This window comes from Intestinibaculum porci (genome assembly GCF_003925875.1).
Taxonomy (GTDB): Bacteria; Bacillota_I; Bacilli_A; order Erysipelotrichales; family Coprobacillaceae; genus Intestinibaculum; species Intestinibaculum porci.
The window spans coordinates 2,597,107-2,615,356 of record NZ_AP019309.1 but is presented as its reverse complement, the minus strand read 5'-3'; the positions used below and the strand labels follow the sequence as shown (position 1 = coordinate 2,615,356).

17 protein-coding genes are annotated in these 18,250 nt (G+C 40.5%); 15 read left to right on the top strand and 2 right to left on the bottom strand.

Annotated elements, in window-relative coordinates; translation table 11 throughout:
- Positions 1–3 precede the first annotated feature (3 nt).
- From murD to proC, 7 genes are all read left to right on the top strand, one after another.
- Positions 4–1,347 carry a UDP-N-acetylmuramoyl-L-alanine--D-glutamate ligase gene (gene murD, locus SG0102_RS12475; protein ID WP_125120234.1) on the top strand — a complete coding sequence of 448 codons (1,344 nt, stop codon included), beginning with the start codon at positions 4–6 and terminating at the stop codon, positions 1,345–1,347.
- A gap of 12 nt (positions 1,348–1,359) precedes the next feature.
- Complete coding sequence (gene murG, locus SG0102_RS12470) at positions 1,360–2,448, top strand: undecaprenyldiphospho-muramoylpentapeptide beta-N-acetylglucosaminyltransferase (RefSeq protein WP_125120233.1); 1,089 nt, start codon at positions 1,360–1,362, stop codon at positions 2,446–2,448.
- Positions 2,449–2,451: 3 nt separating this feature from the next.
- Positions 2,452–3,381 carry a UDP-N-acetylmuramate dehydrogenase gene (gene murB, locus SG0102_RS12465; RefSeq protein ID WP_125120232.1) on the top strand — a complete coding sequence of 310 codons (930 nt, stop codon included), beginning with the start codon at positions 2,452–2,454 and terminating at the stop codon, positions 3,379–3,381.
- The gene (locus SG0102_RS12460; RefSeq protein ID WP_125120231.1) at positions 3,374–4,162 is read left to right on the top strand and encodes a cell division protein FtsQ/DivIB; all 789 of its coding nucleotides are present in this window, start codon (positions 3,374–3,376) and stop codon (positions 4,160–4,162) included. Before murB ends, SG0102_RS12460 begins: the two co-directional genes overlap by 8 nt.
- A 164-nt stretch (positions 4,163–4,326) precedes the next feature.
- Positions 4,327–5,592 (top strand): cell division FtsA domain-containing protein, encoded by a 1,266-nt coding sequence (locus SG0102_RS12455; RefSeq protein ID WP_125120230.1) that lies wholly within the window; start codon positions 4,327–4,329, stop codon positions 5,590–5,592.
- Positions 5,593–5,611: 19 nt separating this feature from the next.
- Positions 5,612–6,691 (top strand): cell division protein FtsZ, encoded by a 1,080-nt coding sequence (ftsZ, locus tag SG0102_RS12450; protein WP_125120229.1) that lies wholly within the window; start codon positions 5,612–5,614, stop codon positions 6,689–6,691.
- 44 nt (positions 6,692–6,735) lie between these two features.
- Positions 6,736–7,515, top strand: coding sequence for a pyrroline-5-carboxylate reductase (proC, locus tag SG0102_RS12445; protein ID WP_125120228.1), 780 nt, complete (start codon positions 6,736–6,738; stop codon positions 7,513–7,515).
- Between the two features lie 393 nt (positions 7,516–7,908).
- Here proC and SG0102_RS12440 read toward each other — a convergent pair whose 3' ends face one another.
- On the bottom strand, positions 7,909–8,208 hold the full coding sequence (locus SG0102_RS12440; protein WP_125120227.1) for a hypothetical protein: 300 nt from the start codon (positions 8,206–8,208) through the stop codon (positions 7,909–7,911).
- Positions 8,209–8,358: 150 nt separating this feature from the next.
- On the opposite strand from SG0102_RS12440, the gene SG0102_RS12435 reads away from it, so the two are divergent.
- The 7 genes from SG0102_RS12435 (at position 8,359) to SG0102_RS12405 (ending at position 12,977) form a co-directional block, all read left to right on the top strand.
- Positions 8,359–9,192 (top strand): MurR/RpiR family transcriptional regulator, encoded by an 834-nt coding sequence (locus SG0102_RS12435; RefSeq protein WP_125120226.1) that lies wholly within the window; start codon positions 8,359–8,361, stop codon positions 9,190–9,192.
- 4 nt (positions 9,193–9,196) lie between these two features.
- Positions 9,197–10,039 (top strand): fumarate hydratase, encoded by an 843-nt coding sequence (locus SG0102_RS12430; RefSeq protein WP_125120225.1) that lies wholly within the window; start codon positions 9,197–9,199, stop codon positions 10,037–10,039.
- Positions 10,036–10,596, top strand: a complete 561-nt coding sequence (locus tag SG0102_RS12425) for a Fe-S-containing hydro-lyase (protein WP_125120224.1) — start codon at positions 10,036–10,038, stop codon at positions 10,594–10,596. Before SG0102_RS12430 ends, SG0102_RS12425 begins: the two co-directional genes overlap by 4 nt.
- The gene (locus tag SG0102_RS12420) at positions 10,589–11,422 is read left to right on the top strand and encodes a MurR/RpiR family transcriptional regulator (RefSeq protein WP_125120804.1); all 834 of its coding nucleotides are present in this window, start codon (positions 10,589–10,591) and stop codon (positions 11,420–11,422) included. The genes SG0102_RS12425 and SG0102_RS12420 overlap by 8 nt, the downstream gene beginning before the upstream one ends.
- 74 nt (positions 11,423–11,496) lie before the next feature.
- A complete protein-coding gene (locus SG0102_RS12415; RefSeq protein ID WP_125120223.1) occupies positions 11,497–11,772 on the top strand; it encodes an HU family DNA-binding protein in 276 nt (91 codons plus the stop codon).
- Between the two features lie 90 nt (positions 11,773–11,862).
- Positions 11,863–12,396, top strand: coding sequence for an ImmA/IrrE family metallo-endopeptidase (locus tag SG0102_RS12410; protein WP_125120222.1), 534 nt, complete (start codon positions 11,863–11,865; stop codon positions 12,394–12,396).
- 68 nt (positions 12,397–12,464) lie between these two features.
- Positions 12,465–12,977: a flavodoxin domain-containing protein gene (locus SG0102_RS12405; RefSeq protein ID WP_125120221.1), complete on the top strand. Its 513-nt coding sequence runs from the start codon at positions 12,465–12,467 to the stop codon at positions 12,975–12,977.
- A 26-nt stretch (positions 12,978–13,003) separates the two neighbouring features.
- Here the strand turns inward: SG0102_RS12405 and SG0102_RS12400 are convergent, their stop codons facing one another.
- The gene (locus SG0102_RS12400) at positions 13,004–13,567 is read right to left on the bottom strand and encodes a PduL/EutD family phosphate acyltransferase (RefSeq protein WP_125120220.1); all 564 of its coding nucleotides are present in this window, start codon (positions 13,565–13,567) and stop codon (positions 13,004–13,006) included.
- A gap of 179 nt (positions 13,568–13,746) precedes the next feature.
- On the opposite strand from SG0102_RS12400, the gene gltB reads away from it, so the two are divergent.
- Complete coding sequence (gltB, locus tag SG0102_RS12395) at positions 13,747–18,249, top strand: glutamate synthase large subunit (protein WP_125120219.1); 4,503 nt, start codon at positions 13,747–13,749, stop codon at positions 18,247–18,249.
- Position 18,250 lies beyond the last annotated feature (1 nt).

The window sequence follows — 18,250 nt, the reverse complement described above, 5'->3', positions numbered from 1 at the left end:
ATCATGTTTGAAGGTAAAAGAGTATTAGTATTAGGATTAGGCAAATCCGGGAAAGCAGCGATTCGCTTACTGGATCACTTTGGTGCTTCGATTGTCATTAACGATGGACATCAAGCAGAAGAAATTCCGGAATATGAAGAATATGTCAAAAAAGGCTATGACTGCCGTTTTGGCGGACAGGATCCAGCTTTATTTGAAGAAGATTTTGACTTTTGTGTCAAAGTGCCAGGGATCAATTATCATGCCCCTTTTGTCTTACGTTTAAAAGAGCGTGGTATTCCGGTGATTACGGAAATTGAATTGGCTTATCAGGTGGCTAAGCCGCAGCATTATATCGCGGTTACCGGAACCAATGGTAAAACAACGACGGTCTCTTTGATCTATGCTATTTTAAAAGGCGTGAAAGAGCATGTGCATATCTGCGGGAACTATGGGATTCCTTACTGTGATGTGGTGATGGATCATGCGCTTTATGAAAATGAAGGGCATACCATTGTCTTAGAAATGAGTAACTTCCAGTTATTAGATATTAAAGATTTCCATGCCCAGGTTTCCACTGTTACGAACTTAACCCCCGATCACTTGGATTACATGGATTCCTTAGATGAATATTATGCGTCAAAGATGCGTATTTATGAAAACAGTGATGAACACGATGTGTTTATTCGTAACTTAGATGATGATACCTTAACATCTTATTTGAAACGTTTCCCACCAAAGGCCAAGATCGAAACATTCTCCGTAAGTAAAGAAGCAGACTGCATGTTAAAGGATCAGACGATCTATTATAAAGGTGAGAAAGTGATTGATCGCAAAGATATCAAGATTGTCGGGATGCATAATGTGGCCAATATTATGGTAGCGATCTTAGCCTGCGTGCATAGCGGCGTCGCATTAAGTGATATTGCCAAAGGCATTAGTGCGTTCAAAGGGGTTGAACACCGCTTAGAGTTCGTTCGTGAATTACATGGTGTGAAATATTATAACGACTCGAAAGGGACCAATACGGATGCGGCTGTGATTGCGATTAAGGCTTTTGAAAAACCAGTCATTTTATTAATGGGTGGTCATGAAAAGAATCTTGATGTCAGCGATGTCGCGAAGTACAACGACCACATTAAAACCTTAATTACATTTGGGGAAGCGGGCGCACGTTTTGCGCGTGATATGCATCATCCTCATACCTATACTTTGCCACATATGAAAGAGGCTGTCTTAAAAGCCCATGAAATTGCCAAGGATGGGGATGTCGTCTTATTATCACCATCAACCAGCTCATTTGATGAGTTCCACAATATGGCCGAACGTGGCAATATGTTTAAAGAGATTGTCAATCATTTTGAATAAAAAGGAGACATTATGAGAATTATTGTAAGTGCGGGCGGAACCGGCGGACATTTATATCCGGCTTTAGCCCTCGTTGATTACATCAAAAGTCAAGAGCCCGATGCTGAGTTCCTCTTTGTCGGGACAACTGATCGATTAGAATCTAAAGTGGTGCCTTCTTTAGGCTATAACTATCGTGGTTTACACGTTAAAGGCTTAGTGGGAAATCCGCTTCAGAAAGCAAAAAATGCGATGATCTTCGTCAATTCTCTCAAGACATCGAAAAAGATCTTAAAAGCATTTAAACCGGATATTGTCATTGGCTTTGGCGGTTATCCTAGTGCATCCATCGTCTTAGCAGCTTCTCAGAAACATATTCCGACGATGATTCATGAACAGAATTCCATCATCGGTTTAACCAATAAGATTTTAATCAAACGGGTCGATGAAATTATCTGCTGTTATGAAAAGGCCTATGAACAGTTCCCGAAAGAAAAGACGAAGTTATTAGGGAATCCAAGAGCCTCTAAAGTCTGGGAAAATGACTTAAAAGATGTTCATGATATGTATAACATTCCTAAAGGAAAAAAAGTCTTAGTCATTGTCATGGGATCACTGGGCTCACGTTCAGTCAATCAGGTGATGATTGATACGCTGCGTCGCATGAAGGATAAGGACTATCATGTCCTTTATGTAACCGGGAAAGATTACTATGATGAAATGATCAAAGCGACGGGTGATTTAGGAGATCATATTCATATTGTGCCTTATATTGATGATATGCCAAGTGTCTTATCAAGCAGTGATGTGATTGTCTCACGGGCAGGGGCGACCACTTTAGCGGAAATGACATCGCTTGGCAGTTGCTCAATTATTATTCCATCACCTTATGTAGTGGCAAACCATCAGGAATACAATGCCCGCGAGTTAGCGGATAAAGGGGCAGCTATTATGGTCTTAGAAAAAGATCTCAATCCTTCTCATTTAGTGGGTACGATTGATGGTCTGATGTTTAATGATGAGAAGCGTAATGCGCTAAAAAAGGCTTCTAAGGCATTAGGCAAACCACATGCCTGCGAAGATATTTATAAAGAAATTAAAAACCTTTTAAACAGGGGGTAATGTATGGATCTCAATTTCAAACGCGTCTATCAGGAACTGAAAGAGTTAGATGTGGGCAAGGTCATTAAAAATGAACCAATGTATAAGCATACGACTTATAAAGTCGGGGGACCAGCCCGCGTGTACGTGGAACCTGATTCGATTGAAAGCTTACGTCAAGTACTTGATTACTGTCGCTCGATCGGCTCCGCTTATATGGTCATCGGTAAGGGCAGTGACTTGTTATTCTCCGATCGTGAATACGAAGGGGTCATTATCTCGCTCAATCATTTTGATAAAGTAGATATTCGCGGCAACATCGTCAAAGCGCAAGCGGGCGTTTCCCTTATCGCTTTAGCTTATCAGGCTGCCAAATATGGTTTATCAGGCTTTGAGTTTATGGGTGGAATCCCGGGATCGATCGGCGGCGCCCTCTATATGAATGCGGGGGCTTATAAATACTGCATTGCCGATGTGTTTAAGGAATGTACGATTTTAAATCATCAAAATGAAATTGTCACATTAACGAAACCAGAAATGCAGTTTGCCTATCGTCATTCGCGCTTACAGCGTCATCCTGACTGGATTATTCTCGAAGGAACTTTTGAAATGAATGAAAAGGATCCGGAAGAAATCAAAGCGATTCTTGATAAACGTAAGGAACGCCGGATGGCTTCCCAGCCTTGGAACTTTGCCTGCGCCGGATCGGTATTTAGAAATCCTGGTGATCAGCCAGCCTGGAAATACGTTGATGATGCGGGCCTTCGCGGCTATGAAATTGGCGGTGCGCAGGTCTCACCAAAGCATTCTAACTTTATTGTCAATAATGGCTATGCTTCAGCGAAAGATATCTTACAGCTCATTCAGCTCGTGCAGTCGACAGTGAAAGAAAAGTTCGGGGTAGAATTACGGACCGAAGTTATTTTAGTCAACTGGGAGAAACAAAATGGCTAAGAAAGCCAACAAAGCATCAGGCGTCAAGTTTAATGAATATGATAAAGATCAGCGTAAGGTTTTATTAAAAAATAAGAAGCGGAAACGTCTTAAAAAACGAGTAAAGATCGTTTTGGTGGTGGTTATCATCGCTTTAGTGATTGTCTTTTTTGTTAATCCGATTTCGAAAATTAAAAGCTTCACTTTTTATGGCAATCACCAAATCAAAACATCGGCCTTAGAGCAGGCTTCTGCGCCCTATAAGAAAAGCTATTTCTTTGCTTTTTCAAAAAAGCAGTATCAGGAAGAATTAAAGAGCATGCCGCTCGTGAATAAAGCGCGTGTTTCGGCAAATGTCTTTGGCTATGTCAGTGTCGATATCCAGGAAGCAAGTATCGTCGCTTATGGGACAATTGGCAAGCAGACTTATATCTTAGATGATGCGAAGCATGTCTTTGCCTTAAATGATGATTATCATATTGCCTCATTGCAAAAGTATCCGAAACTGCAGAAGTTTAAAAGCGTAGAAATGATGCAGGCCTTCCTGAAGGAATATTTGAAGCTGCCGGATATTATTCGTTCATCAGTTTCGGATATTCTCTATGATCCGACAAAGACGGAAGACAAGCAGGTTCGCTTCATTATGGATAATGGGAAAGCAATCGTTGTGCGTTATGATGAAATGGCGGATGAATTAAGTGTGAAGAAGTTTAATTATCAGGCTTATGTGGCCGCCTACAGCGATTACTGTACCTTTACGATTCGCAATGATCGCGTGGTCTATATGACAAAATGTAAATAGCGCAGACGCCTGCGCTTTTCATAAGATTAGAAAATCATTTTCTCGTAACTTTTTTCTAATTTTATGAAGAGTTTATCACTGATTTATGGTAATATTAATCATGTATAATTAAGCTCTGACAGAAATGTTAGAGAAGATATACAAATTGTGTAAGGAGAATAAAAATGAAAGAAATTTATGCCGTTTTGGATATCGGTTCTACGACAATTAAATTACTGGTAGCTGAAACAGTGAGCGCAAATATCAATATTCTCTTTTCTAAAAAAATCCCCAGTCATGGTATTGTGAAAGGGAATATCAAAGATATGGATGCAGTAGTCAAAGATATCAGGACTATTGTGAAAGAGTGTGATAATGAGTTAGGGACGACCATGAAGTCAGTGGCCTTAGTCTTACCATCCAATGATGCGAAGATTTACTTAGGTGATGGGATCACCAAGGTCAATTCAGCTAATGACCGTGTGGGCGTGGAAGATGTCTTAAGAGCTCTAAAACTCTCACGACGCTTTGAGTTATCAAAGAATGAAGATGTCGTATCGACGATTCCGATCCGTTATCATACGGATACAAAGACAATGGAGAAGATTCCGCTAGGCGTTAAATCAGCTTCTTTAAAAGCGGATACGATGATTGTCACAGCGCGCAAGAAACATTTATATAGTTATTTAGGAGCGGTGGAACAAGCCGGTCTCTCGTTATTAGATATTACAATTGATGCCTATGCCTCAGCGAAGGAAGCCTTCGATGCAGCCTATCTGCAGGAAGGGGCGATCCTCATTGATATTGGGTATCGCAATGCAACCATCGCCTTCTTTGAAGATGGTTATCTGAAATACTTAAGTCAGGCGCATGTCGGCGGCTTTGATTTAACCAAAGCGATTGCGACGGCCTGGGATATTCCTTTAGATAAAGCCGAGCTTTATAAAGTGAAATATGGGACCTGTGAAAAGGGCTTAGGGGATGATGATATCATTCATACCATTAAGAAGGATGATGAACTGATTAATTATACACAGGCGGATTTATCGCAGGTGTTATGTGATGCTGTCACTGATATGATGGGACAGATCAAAGCTAAAATTGATGTCATTAATGATGGCCGCAATTATGAAACTTTAATTGTTGGCGGCGGCGGTGAATTGCCGTACTTAGATCAGGTCGCTACGAAAGCCTTAGGCTCACCGGTGCGCTGTTATCGCCCGGAAACGATCGGGGCGCGCGATATGAGCTATGTCCCTGCGTTAGGAATGATCTATTACATTAATGACCGCAAAGAACTGCTCGGAGAGGACGCTGTATCGTTGACTCTGCCGGATATTTCAAGTACAATGAATTTGCGTTTAAAAGGCTTGACAAAAGCAAAAACAGAAGAAAAACACAAAGGGCGTTTCAAACGACTGATGGATACGTTCTTTAGTGAGGAAGATTAAAAGAAAGAGGAATGAGACGATGGATGAAAATATGGATTTTGTGCAGGTTGCAAAAATAAAAGTTGTAGGTGTCGGCGGGGGAGGATGTAACGCCGTAACCCGCATGGTGACCGATGGTGTCAAAGGTGTTGAATTCTATGTTGCGAACACTGATGCCCAGATGTTAAAAGGGATTACCGATGTCAATAAAATTGTATTAGGAAAAGATTTAACGCATGGTTTAGGCGCCGGTGGAAATCCAGAAATCGGACGCAAAGCAGCGGTTGAAGCAGAAAATGAGATCAGAGAAGCTTTAACTGGGGCCAACATGGTATTCGTAGCAGCTGGTATGGGCGGCGGAACTGGGACTGGTGCAGCCCCAATCGTAGCTAAAATTGCCCGTGAATTAGGTGCTTTAACAGTTGGTGTCGTCACTTCTCCTTTCACTTTTGAAGGACCAAGACGTGCCCGTCAGGCACAGGCCGGCTTAGCTGATTTAAAAGAAAATGTCGATTCAATTATCGTTGTTTCTAATGACCGTTTACTTGATGCGATCGGTGGTCGTCCAATGAACGAAGCGTTCCGTGAAGCAGACAACGTATTACGTCAGGCAGTGCAGACAATTACTGACTTAATTGCCATTCCAGCATTTATCAACCTTGACTTCGCCGATGTATCTTCTGTCATGAAAGATCGTGGCGCAGCCTTAATCGGGATTGGTATGAGTGATGGTGACAACAAAGCTGAAGAAGCTGCGAAACGTGCTATTTCTTCACCATTATTAGACGTTTCTATCGCTGGGGCGAAAGATGCGATCGTCAATGTAACAGGTGGACCAAACATCACATTATATGATGCCAATACGGCTTTAGCCGCAATCCGTGAAGCAGTTGGTAATGAAGTCAACACAATCTTAGGGGTTGCCATTAATGATCAGTTAGATGATCAGATCATCGTCACAATTATCGCTACTGGTTTTGAAGATGAAGAAGAACCAGAAATGCCTCATACAAGCTATACTGCTAAGGCAACTGCCAAAGCAATGGAATCTAGCTTTGATGAACCAGATGATGATTTAGATGATGATGTTCCAGCATTTTTGAAAAATAGAAGAATTTAAGCTAACACTACGTTAGCTTTTTTCATTAGAAGAGGAGAAAAAGTATGTATAAATTAGGTTTTATTGGGATGGGGAATATGGCTTCAGCCATCCAGGAAGGTTTTATCAATTCCGGTTATATCAAAGCAGATGAGATTTGCGGTTTTGATTTATCAGAAATCGCCACTGAAAAAGCCAAAGCGAGAGGTGTCACACCATTAAGCGATGGTCATGAAGTCATTCGCAATGCGGAAATCATTTTTATGGCGGTCAAACCACAGGTGGTTGAAAAAGTGGTGGCTCCATTAAAAGAAGACTTAAAAGGCAAAGCTTTAGTATCGATGGTTTTAGGTTATGATTTCGCCAAATATGAAACAATGTTAGATCCTTCAACCAGACACTTAACCTTTATGCCCAACACGCCAATTGCCGTGGGGGAAGGCATGATTCTCTTAGAAGATCAGCAGACATTAACGGATGACGAATATGACTTTATTAAAAAAGCCTTTGAATCAGCTGGCTCAGTGGAAGTTTTACCATCTCATTTAATGGGTGTCGGCGGGGCTTTATCAGGCTGTGCGCCAGCATATATTTATATGGTTATTGAAGCCTTAGCGGATGGTGCTGTCGCTCAGGGGTTACCGAGAGCGAGCGCTTATAAATTAGCGAGTCAGACAGTCTTAGGATCAGGAAAAATGCAGTTAGCTTCTGGCTTACATCCTGGGATCTTAAAAGATAATGTCACATCACCAGCCGGATCAACGATCAAAGGTGTGAAAGCCTTAGAAGATGGCGGGCTGCGTGCAGCATTTATCAACGCAATTGAAAAGTCAATGGGGAAATAACCCATTGGCTTTTTTAAAAAAGTTCAAAAAATTTTCAAAATTTAAAAATAACACTTAAAAGCGGATTCAAACAGGAGTATAGTGTAATTAGAAAGAAGAAGGAAGGACTGATTAAACCAACTTCTTAATTAAAAAAAGATACGAAGTCAGTGAGAAGGATAGAGTTCTTGTGAGAGTGTCATCAGCAAGGATATTGATCAATCAAAACGTATTGATCCCTGCTAAGGATGCAAACAGTATTCTATGAGCGTGAAGAGTCATAGAAGGAAAGCTCAAAAGAATTAGCAGATAGAGAGCGGGAATAAAGTAAGCTTTCACCTAATTAACTGACGGAGTATCTTTTTATTTTGCCTTGCGAGCTGTAAAAAAGTGGTGCATAGCACCACAAAGAGATTATTTCTCTTGTTTCATCACGTAAGTGCGTCGCCAGGTGCGTAAATCCTCCATCAGAGTATTATACATAGGCAATGTCACTTGATCTTTTTCGATCGCGGTGATGATTTTTTTATTTTTTGCAAGCAGGGCATCAATATCTTTTTTACACTTTTCTGGGTTATCTGTCGACTCGGCTACTTCATACATTTCTTTCTGCAGCGCCTTGTCTAACTGATCGCCTTTGAAGTGTTCAAACATCTGTACTTTACTCATATTAATGACATTCTGCATTGCGCGGGCTATTAAATCTCGATCCATTTTTATCACCTAGACCTATTCTAAGGGATATACAATGCATTGTAAAGATCAGAGAAAGTTTTCGCTTGATGAAAATAATGTCTTGAAATCACTTTCATCTAGTTAACAAGTAATATATAATTAACTTAATGAATAATAAGGAGCAAGACAATGAAGGATCTTTTTTATAGATTAATTATTTTTTTGAATACCGCAAGTGAAAAGGATACAAATTATAACATTGCTTTATTCATGGCGAATAACTTCTATCGCATCTCAACGATGCGAATCAGTGAGTTAGCCGATGCCTGTTACGTATCGCCGGCGACGATTTCGCGTTTTTGCCGCGCTTTGGGGTATGAAAATTTTGCCCATCTGAAACAGGAGTGTATGTCTTTTCATGCTGATACGAAGAAGTTTAATAATCTCATCAATATTCCTTTGAAGATGATGAAACAGACGCCGACATTAGCGACGGATGCTTATGTCAAACAGGTCGTAAAAACGTTATTACAGCTGCCGGCTACATTAGACTGGAAAGTTATTGATCAAGTGTTAAGACTTATTCATGATACGAAGGAAATCGCACTTTTTGGAACGCAGTTCTCCAATAGTGCCGCTATTCATTTTCAAACCGATTTATTAATGCTGGAAAAGTTTTCTTTAGCTTATATGGATGGTGAGAGACAGTTAGAATGTGCGAAGAAGATGAGCAGTGATGGCTTAGCCATTATTTTTTCCGTTAATGGCAATTATGCCATCGGGAACTTTAAGACACTGCAGTATTTAAGACGTTCCGGCTGTACGACGGTCTTAATTACCTGCGCGAGCAGTGACTGCATGCATATCCCGATTGATTACACCATCAATATTGGTCATCCCGAAGATGGCAAGACGGGGAAGCATGCTTTATTAACGACGGTTGAACTGATGAGTTTACGTTATTATACAATGTATTATCCTTCTCTTGATGACCTGCAGGAGAAATTAGTCAATAGGAAGTGAAAAGATGAGAACAATAGAAAGTCAGACCATTACTGAAGCGATTAAAAAGCTTTGCGTGGAAGCAAATTATGATTTACCTCATGATGTCTATGCGGCGATTTGCGAAGGCATCGAGAAGGAAGAAACAGATTTAGGAAAAGACACCTTAAAGGTGTTAAAAGAAAATGCGGATATCGCGAAAAAAAGAAAACGTCCCATTTGTCAGGATACAGGCATGGCTTGTGTTTTTGTGGAGATCGGTCAGGATGTTCATGTTGATGGTCCTCTTGAAGAAGCCATTCAAAAAGGTGTAGCTTTAGGCTATCAGGAAGGGTATTTACGTAAAAGTATTGTCAATGATCCATTGTTTGATCGTGTCAATACCAAAGACAATACCCCAGCCATGATTCATTATGACATTGTCCCTGGTGACAAGATTCATCTTACGGTAGCACCTAAAGGTTTTGGCTCAGAGAATATGTGTCAGGTGAAAATGTTAAAGCCGAGTGACGGGGTGGAAGGTGTCAAAGAGTTTGTCATGAAAGTCGTGAATGATGCCGGTCCGAATCCCTGTCCGCCAATTGTCATTGGGGTCGGTATTGGCAGCAATTTTGAAGGCGTCGCTTTATTAGCGAAGAAAGCGATGATGAAAGATTTTGATGCGCATCATGAAGATCCTCGCTATGCGGCATTAGAAAAAGAATTATTAGAAAAAGTCAATGCAACGGGCATTGGTCCCGCTGGTTTTGGCGGCGCCACGACTGCGTTAAGCTTGCATATTGAAAGCGCGCCAACGCATATTGCCGGCATGCCGGTAGCGGTCGCCATCTGTTGCCACGTGGCACGCCATAAGGAGGTTATCTTATGATCCATTTACAAACACCACTCACAAAGGAAAAGATTGCCTCATTAAAGGCTGGCGATCGGGTGCTTTTATCAGGCGTCATTTATACATCGCGGGATGCTGCGCATAAACGTTTTTGCGAAATGTTAGAGCGGGGCGAGAAACTGCCTTTTGAAGTGCAGGATGCCACCATTTATTTCGCCGGTCCTGCGCCGGCAGCTCCAGGGGAAGTCATTGGTTCCTGCGGTCCGACGACAAGCTACCGCATGGATGCCTATTCACCGCGGATGCTTGCGGAAGGCTTACGTGGGATGATTGGCAAAGGCAAGCGTAACGACGAAGTCAAAGAAGCGATCAAAAAATATCAAGGGATCTATTTTGGCGCCATTGGCGGCGCTGGCGCTTTGATTTCAAACTGTATTAAGAAATGTGATGTCATTGCTTTTGCGGATTTAGGGCCAGAAGCGGTGCGTCGATTAGAAGTGGAAGATCTGCCGTTGGTTGTTGTGATTGACTGCCAGGGACATGATTTATATGAATTAGGAAGAAGGAATTATTTGGAGGTGCACCATGATGCTTAGATCTATTACGAATTATAATGAGGTGGATATTTTATATACCCTCATTACCTATGTGAATTACTCGTCTTCCCAGGATATGTATTATACTATTGCCCAGACGATTCTTTCTCATCTTGATGATATGCCAAATATTTCCATCAATGATTTAGCGACGATGTGTTATACGTCCCCGGCCACGATTTCTCGTTTTTGCAAGGATTTGAATACGAAGTCATTCGCCAACTTTAAGAAAGAATTACAGATTGCTTTAGACTTAGCTAATGATGAGATTCATTTAGAGGAAGCTGAGGAAAAGCAGTTAAATGATGATCCAACTTTAATTATTGATAAAGTCTATCGGGAAACGATTGACTCTTTAAAGCAGGGACAGGCTAGTTTAGATATGGCCCATATTGATCAAGTTTGTGAATTAATCCATGATGCGCCGAATATCCATATGTTTGCCTATCAGTTCTCTAAGCTTGTCTGTACAGATTTCCAGCAGAAGATGTTAAAACTGAGAAAGTTTGTGTATGCGTTCGCGGATCGCGGGGATATGCTGGCAAAGTTTGATACGATTGAACCAGGTGAATTAGTGATTATTGTATCGGTCAGAGCCCGTAAGAAGATTATGGATGGCTTAGTGGATAAGTTAAAAGAAAAAAAACCAGAAATTCTTTTAGTCACTTTAAATCAGGACTATGAGAATGAAGGCATTTCTCATTATCTGCGCATTGGCGGCTATGAATCTGATTATACCCAGTCAGCAATGATGGGGACGCTTGATCTGATGACCGTTTTTAACATTATTTATGTCCGTTATGGCTTAAAATATTGCAATTTGTAAAAGCGATTGTATAGTTGTGGCCGCTTTGGTATAATGTATAAAGAAAATATTAAAAATAGAAATGGAGACTTATTATGAAAAAAGCAGATTTAGTTGCACAGATTGCAGAAAAATCAGGTTTATCAAAAGCAGATGCTGAAAGAGCATTAAAAGGTTTTACTGAAGCTGTTGTAGAAGCATTACAGAACGGTGATGAAGTCCCACTACAGGGCTTAGGTAAGTTTGAAGTACGTGAAAGAGCTGCCCGTAAGGGTATTAATCCTGCGACTAAGGAACAGATCGATATTCCTGCTTCAAAAGTTCCCGCTTTTAAAGCTTCTTCATCATTAAAAGCATTATTAAAGAAATAATTTATGAAAGAGCGATTCCCTTTTGGAAAAGCTCTTTTTCTTTTTTATAAAGACGAATAATCCGCTATACTAAAGGTAAGAGGTGAGAACATGAACGAAGAGACAAGAAGGAAAATCGAGCATACCGCTGTAGCTATTTGCGAAGATCTCGATTATCATCATAATAGCGAATTAGCTGATTTTATTGATCGCATTGGTGGCGCTTTAATAATGACCAGTGCACTTGACATCTTAAAGGATGCAGCGCTCATAAAAACGGGGGAACACTCATTTCTGATGAAAGTCAGAGAAGATCAGACAAACGAAAGAATAACTTTTACCATCGCTCATGCGTTAGGTCATTTGTTTTTACATTGCGGTTATCATTATGTGCTAGAAATGTGGGAGGCTTTACCTGTCAATGAGATTTTGTTACCAAATGCTTCGAATGAGCAGGAGCTTCAAGCTCATGCTTTTGCCAAGGCTTTGTTAATGCCGGAAGATCTTTTTAAGTTCTATATTCATACACATGAAAAAGACGGTTTCATTAATATGAGAGATGTTGCTAAACATTTTCATGTTTCTTATGATACTGCAAAATATCGCGCCAAAGAATTAGATTTGATCGCTTCCGCAATTCTCTGATCATTTTTATAAAGCTCTTTTTCATTGTGTCAAAAAGTATTAATATAGAATTAAGGAGGGGAAGAGAAATGATCGGTGTAATTTATAAAAGTAAGCATGGGGCGACTAAGAAAATTGCGCATATCATTGCCATGCATGTAAAGAGTCCGGTGCAGGTTATTGATTATCAGACACTATCACATGATGATCTGAAACAGTTTGATACGATTGTTTTAGGAATTCCGGTTTATTATGGAAAGTTAGATGAAGAGATGGTGCATTTTGTCACGAATAATCAGGAGCTGCTTTCCCAGAAACATTATTCGATTTTTGTGATGGCGCTATTTTATTCGGAGTTTATGCGTTATTTAACAGATGTTTTTGATTATGAGATTCTCAAGAATACAAAAACCTTAGCGGGGTTAGGCGGAGCGCTCTATTATCCGGATTTGAGCATCAGTGAAAAGATGGTTTTAACGGTGATGAATAAAAGACGACCATTACTGCCAAAAGGTTTTCATGGGGATATTTATGAGAATTTTAATAATGAGGAGATTGCTCTTTTTGCGAAAAAGATCGAAGCTATTGAAAGGGCAAACTAAAAAAGCTGCATGAAGCAGCTTTTTGATTAGTCGACAATTGTTCCTTCTTTTGGTCCGCCAGCCGCATTGCTTTCATCCGTATCGATGTGCATTGCTAAAGCGTAAGTGTCTTTGACTCTGATGACAACATCATCAAAGATTAATGAACGGCCATCAGTATCTACTCTGACTTTGACGATCTGACCGTTTTTAACATTAAAGTTTTCCGCATCTGCCGGAGTCATATGGATATGACGTTTAGCCGCGATGACACCTTTTTCTAAAGTGATCTGTCCTTTAGGACCTTTTAAAACGCAGCCGTTTGTACCTTCTAAGTCGCCGGATTCACGCACTAAAGCTTTTAAGCCTAAAGCGCGGGCATCGGTTAAGGATACTTCGACCTGTGATTCGCTTCTCACTGGGCCAAGTACGCTCATCGCTTTTTCGCCGCGTTCACCAACAACGGTTACCTTTTCTTGAGCGGCGAACTGACCTGGCTGTGATAATTCTTTTTTAACGGTTAATTCATAACCTTCCCCAAATAATGTTTCTAAATCCTTCTGCGAAAGATGGACATGATGCGCAGATGTTTCTACGATAAATTTACTCATTTTCAAACCTCCTTCCTTTATTGTACGCTTTTCATTCGTTTTTGAAAAGGATAAATGTAAGTGATTCCATTCACGAATACTCCTAAAGGATGAAAAATAAATAGAGAAACACTAATAAAAAACCTTTACATCAATAATAATGTATTGTATATTATTTTCAATCGTAGGGAGGTACGTAGATGAGTCCAAAATTGTATGACAAAGCATTTGAACATGATAACTGCGGGATCGGTGCCGTTGTTAATATTAAAGGTGTAAAGACCCATGTCACGGTCGATAACGCTCTTAAGATTGTTGAACAGCTCGAACACCGTGCTGGTAAAGACGCGCGTGGTGAAACCGGCGATGGTGTTGGGATCCTGACTCAGGTTCCTTATGCTTTCTTTAAAAGAATTATCGAATTTACTTTGCCGAAGGACGGTCATTATGGTGTCGGGATGTTCTTCTTCCCACAGGATAATGTCAAACGTCGTAGTGCACAGGCAAGTTTTGAAAAAGTTATTAAAAAAGAAGGTATGAAATTCTTAGGCTGGCGTAAAGTCGAAACGGATGAATCCGTTTTAGGAACCAAAGCTTTAGAAAAAATGCCTTATATTATGCAGGGATTTGTGAAGATTCCTGATGATGTTGCCCCAGGTATTGATTTTGATCGTAAGTTATATCAGGCAAGACGTTTATTTGAACATTCGAATGAGGAAACTTATGTCTGCTCGTTATCTTCAAGAACGATTGTCTATAAGGGGATGTTCTTAGTAAAACAGTTACGTACGTTTTTTAAAGACTTACAGTCAGACGATTATAAGAGTGCGATTGCCTTAGTGCATTCACGTTTCTCAACCAATACAAATCCATCATGGGAAAGAGCCCATCCAAACAGATTTATTGTCCACAATGGTGAAATTAACACTATTAAAGGGAATGCCAACAACATGCTTTCTCGTGAAGAAAACATGCGCTGTGATACCTTAGATACAGAAAAGATTTTCCCTGTTGTCAATGTCGATGGTTCTGACTCAGCGATGTTAGATAACACTTTGGAATTCTTATATATGTCAGGGATGGAATTACCAAGAGCAGTGATGATGTGTATTCCTGAACCTTGGGAAAATAACCCTAACATGTCGAAGAAGAAAAAGGATTTCTATGCCTATAACGCAACGGTTATGGAACCATGGGATGGCCCTGCTTCCATCCTCTTTAGTGATGGGGAATTAATGGGCGCTGTCTTAGACCGTAATGGTTTACGTCCATCACGTTACTATATTACTAAAGATGGTTATTTAGTCTTATCTTCAGAAGTCGGTTCCTTGGAAATTGATCCTCAGGATATCGAAGTGAAGGATCGTTTAAGACCAGGAAAGATGCTATTGGTTGATACCAAACGTGGTGTCCTCATTAAAGATGAAGAATTAAAAGAAACTTATGCCCAGAAAGAACCTTATGGTGAATGGTTAGATTCGCATCTGATGAAGTTATCAGATATTAAGATTCCTTCTGTTAAAGTGGAAGTATATAAGAATGAAGAGCTTGAAGCGCTTCAGCGCTGCTTCGGTTATGCTTATGAAGACTTAAAGGATTATATTATTCCAATGGCTATGAAAGGTACTGAACCTATTATCGCAATGGGAAATGACGCCCCATTAGCGGTGATGAGCAAGAAGCATCAGCCGTTATTCAATTACTTTAAACAGTTATTTGCCCAGGTGACGAACCCACCAATTGATAGTATCCGTGAACAAATTGTCACGAGTACCTCATTAATGCTTGGGACAGAAGGAAATATCTTAGAGGATTCCCCAGATAACACCCATTTATTAAAGATTAAAAATCCAATCTTAACGAATACGGATATCTTAAAATTAAGAAGTCTCAATACGAAAGATTTCAAATCAGCGACTGTTTCTACTTTATATTATAAGAATACTTCATTAAAGAAAGCTTTAGATCGTTTATTCAACGAAGTGGATAAAGCTTATCATAAAGGTGCTAACATCATTATTTTAAGCGACCGCGGAGTAGATGATAACCACTGTGCGATTCCTTCATTATTAGCGACGGCAGCGGTCAACTCATACTTAGTGAAAACGAAAAAACGTATGAAGTTAGCCTTAGTCATCGAATCTGGTGAACCACGTGAAGTCCATCATTTTGCAACGTTATTAGGATATGGGGCTTCCGCAGTGAATGGGTACTTAGTTCAGGATACCATTCATCAGTTAGTCGAAGATGGCTTAATTGAAAAAGATTATTATGCAGCGGTTCATGATTATAATGATGCAGTTTTATCAGGCATCGTTAAGATCGCTTCTAAGATGGGGATTTCAACGATTCAGTCATACCGCGGCAGTCAAAACTTTGAAGCCATCGGTATTTCTAAAGATGTGATTGATGCTTATTTCCCTAAGACAGTCTCAAGAATTGATGGGATTACCTTAGAAGATATTGAACGTCAGGTTAATGAATTACATGATTCAGCCTTTGACCCATTTGGTTATGAAGTCAATATGACGCTTGATTCGATGGGCTTCCATAAGGAAAGAAGTCATAAAGAAGAACATCTTTATAATCCAAAGACAATTCATCTTTTACAGCAGGCTACGAGAACCGGTGATTACAAGTTATTCAAACAGTTCTCAGATACGATTACACAGGAAGAAGAAGGGATCAACATTCGTGGCTGCATCGACTTCGATTTCTCAAAACGTAAAGCGATTCCGCTAAGTGAAGTGGAACCAGTGGAAAATATTGTGAAACGTTTCAAAACTGGGGCAATGTCTTATGGTTCAATCTCTAAAGAAGCCCATGAAACAATGGCGATCGCAATGAATAGATTACATGGGAAGTCAAACTCTGGTGAAGGCGGCGAAGATGCTGAAAGATTTGCCCCATTACCAAATGGCGATTCTCGTAACTCTGCGATTAAGCAGGTGGCTTCTGGCCGTTTCGGGGTCACTTCTGAATATTTATGTTCTGCGCAGGAAATCCAGATCAAGATGGCTCAGGGAGCTAAACCTGGTGAAGGTGGACACTTACCAGCTGGTAAGGTGTATCCATGGGTTGCGAAGACCAGACATTCAACACCTGGTGTATCACTCATTTCCCCACCACCACATCATGATATTTATTCAATCGAAGACTTAGCGCAGTTAATCTATGATTTGAAGAATTCAAATAAAGATGCCCGCATCTCTGTGAAGTTAGTGTCTGAAGCCGGGGTTGGTACCGTTGCTTCTGGGGTTGCGAAAGCCGGAGCTCAGGTCATCTTAATTTCTGGTTTTGATGGCGGTACTGGGGCAGCGCCTCGTAACTCTGTCTACAATGCGGGGTTACCTTGGGAATTAGGCTTAGCAGAAGCACATCAGACATTAATTATGAATGAATTACGTGATCGCGTTGTCATTGAAACGGATGGTAAGTTATTAACTGGTCGTGATTTAGCGATTGCCTGCTTATTAGGGGCTGAAGAATATGGCTTTGCGACGGCGCCATTAATTACGATGGGCTGTGTCATGATGCGTGTATGTAACTTAGATACCTGCCCAGTTGGGGTCGCTACGCAGAACCCAATCTTACGTAAGAGATTTACTGGGAAACCAGAATACGTTGAAAACTTCATGCGTTTCGTCGCTGAAGAAATGCGTGAATATATGGCAAAATTAGGCTTTAGAACTGTTGATGAAATGGTTGGTCATAACGACTTATTAGTCGAAAAGGATTTAGGCAAAGCTTATCATATGGACTTAAGCGGCATCTTGGATGATACTTATGCCAATGAAAAAGCGCATTGTTTCAACCCTGCTCATGTCTTTGATTTCAAACTTGATCAGGTCAAGGACAACGAATTAAAACCATTAATCAAGAAATATGAAAAGAAGAAAGGTCCTCAGGAAACAACGATTGAAGTCTCTAACATTAACCGTGCCTTCGGGACAATGTTTGGTTCTTACATTACGAAGAACTTAGGCAACGATGTGCCTGATGATACTTTCACTGTTCATGCCATCGGTGCTGGCGGTCAGTCTTTTGGGGCCTTCATTCCAAAAGGTTTAACCCTGGAATTAACGGGTGATTCTAATGACTACTTAGGTAAAGGCTTATCTGGTGGTAAGATCATCGTTAAAACGCCAGAAGATGTTTCTTATAAAGCTGATGAAAACATCATTATCGGGAACGTTGCTTTATATGGGGCAACCAGTGGTGAAGTGTATGTCAACGGGGTTGCTGGTGAACGTTTCTGTGTCCGTAACTCAGGCGCACGCGCGGTTGTCGAAGGGGTTGGTGACCACGCTCTTGAATATATGACAGGTGGGGTTGCAGTCATCTTAGGTGAAACAGGTCGTAACGTAGCTGCCGGAATGAGCGGCGGGATCGCTTATATCTACGATCCAGACAATAACCTCTACGAAAAACTGAACAGTGAATTAGTAGAATATGGTGAAGTTACTCAGAAACATGATCAGGATACATTACGTGAACTGATTGAAAATCATTATCGTTATACGGGCAGTGAAAAGGCAAAATTCCTGCTTGATGATTTTGATACTAACATCAAACACTTCAAGAAGATTGTGCCAACAACCTACAAGAAGATGATGGATCTGATTGCCCACTTCGAATCTCAGGGATTAACCGAAGATGAGGCAAAAGTCGAAGCCTTCAATACGGCTATGAAAGGAGCTTAGA

Excerpts from the sequence above, each read along its gene's own strand:
- murD (WP_125120234.1), top strand. The coding sequence starts at position 4 with ATGTTTGAAGGTAAAAGAGTATTAGTATTAGGATTAGGCAAATCCGGG.
- murG (WP_125120233.1), top strand. The coding sequence starts at position 1,360 with ATGAGAATTATTGTAAGTGCGGGCGGAACCGGCGGACATTTATATCCG.
- murB (WP_125120232.1), top strand. The coding sequence starts at position 2,452 with ATGGATCTCAATTTCAAACGCGTCTATCAGGAACTGAAAGAGTTAGAT.
- SG0102_RS12460 (WP_125120231.1), top strand. The coding sequence starts at position 3,374 with ATGGCTAAGAAAGCCAACAAAGCATCAGGCGTCAAGTTTAATGAATAT.
- SG0102_RS12455 (WP_125120230.1), top strand. The coding sequence starts at position 4,327 with ATGAAAGAAATTTATGCCGTTTTGGATATCGGTTCTACGACAATTAAA.
- ftsZ (WP_125120229.1), top strand. The coding sequence starts at position 5,612 with ATGGATGAAAATATGGATTTTGTGCAGGTTGCAAAAATAAAAGTTGTA.
- proC (WP_125120228.1), top strand. The coding sequence starts at position 6,736 with ATGTATAAATTAGGTTTTATTGGGATGGGGAATATGGCTTCAGCCATC.
- SG0102_RS12440 (WP_125120227.1), bottom strand. The coding sequence starts at position 8,208 with ATGGATCGAGATTTAATAGCCCGCGCAATGCAGAATGTCATTAATATG.
- SG0102_RS12435 (WP_125120226.1), top strand. The coding sequence starts at position 8,359 with ATGAAGGATCTTTTTTATAGATTAATTATTTTTTTGAATACCGCAAGT.
- SG0102_RS12430 (WP_125120225.1), top strand. The coding sequence starts at position 9,197 with ATGAGAACAATAGAAAGTCAGACCATTACTGAAGCGATTAAAAAGCTT.
- SG0102_RS12425 (WP_125120224.1), top strand. The coding sequence starts at position 10,036 with ATGATCCATTTACAAACACCACTCACAAAGGAAAAGATTGCCTCATTA.
- SG0102_RS12420 (WP_125120804.1), top strand. The coding sequence starts at position 10,589 with ATGCTTAGATCTATTACGAATTATAATGAGGTGGATATTTTATATACC.
- SG0102_RS12415 (WP_125120223.1), top strand. The coding sequence starts at position 11,497 with ATGAAAAAAGCAGATTTAGTTGCACAGATTGCAGAAAAATCAGGTTTA.
- SG0102_RS12410 (WP_125120222.1), top strand. The coding sequence starts at position 11,863 with ATGAACGAAGAGACAAGAAGGAAAATCGAGCATACCGCTGTAGCTATT.
- SG0102_RS12405 (WP_125120221.1), top strand. The coding sequence starts at position 12,465 with ATGATCGGTGTAATTTATAAAAGTAAGCATGGGGCGACTAAGAAAATT.
- SG0102_RS12400 (WP_125120220.1), bottom strand. The coding sequence starts at position 13,567 with ATGAGTAAATTTATCGTAGAAACATCTGCGCATCATGTCCATCTTTCG.
- gltB (WP_125120219.1), top strand. The coding sequence starts at position 13,747 with ATGAGTCCAAAATTGTATGACAAAGCATTTGAACATGATAACTGCGGG.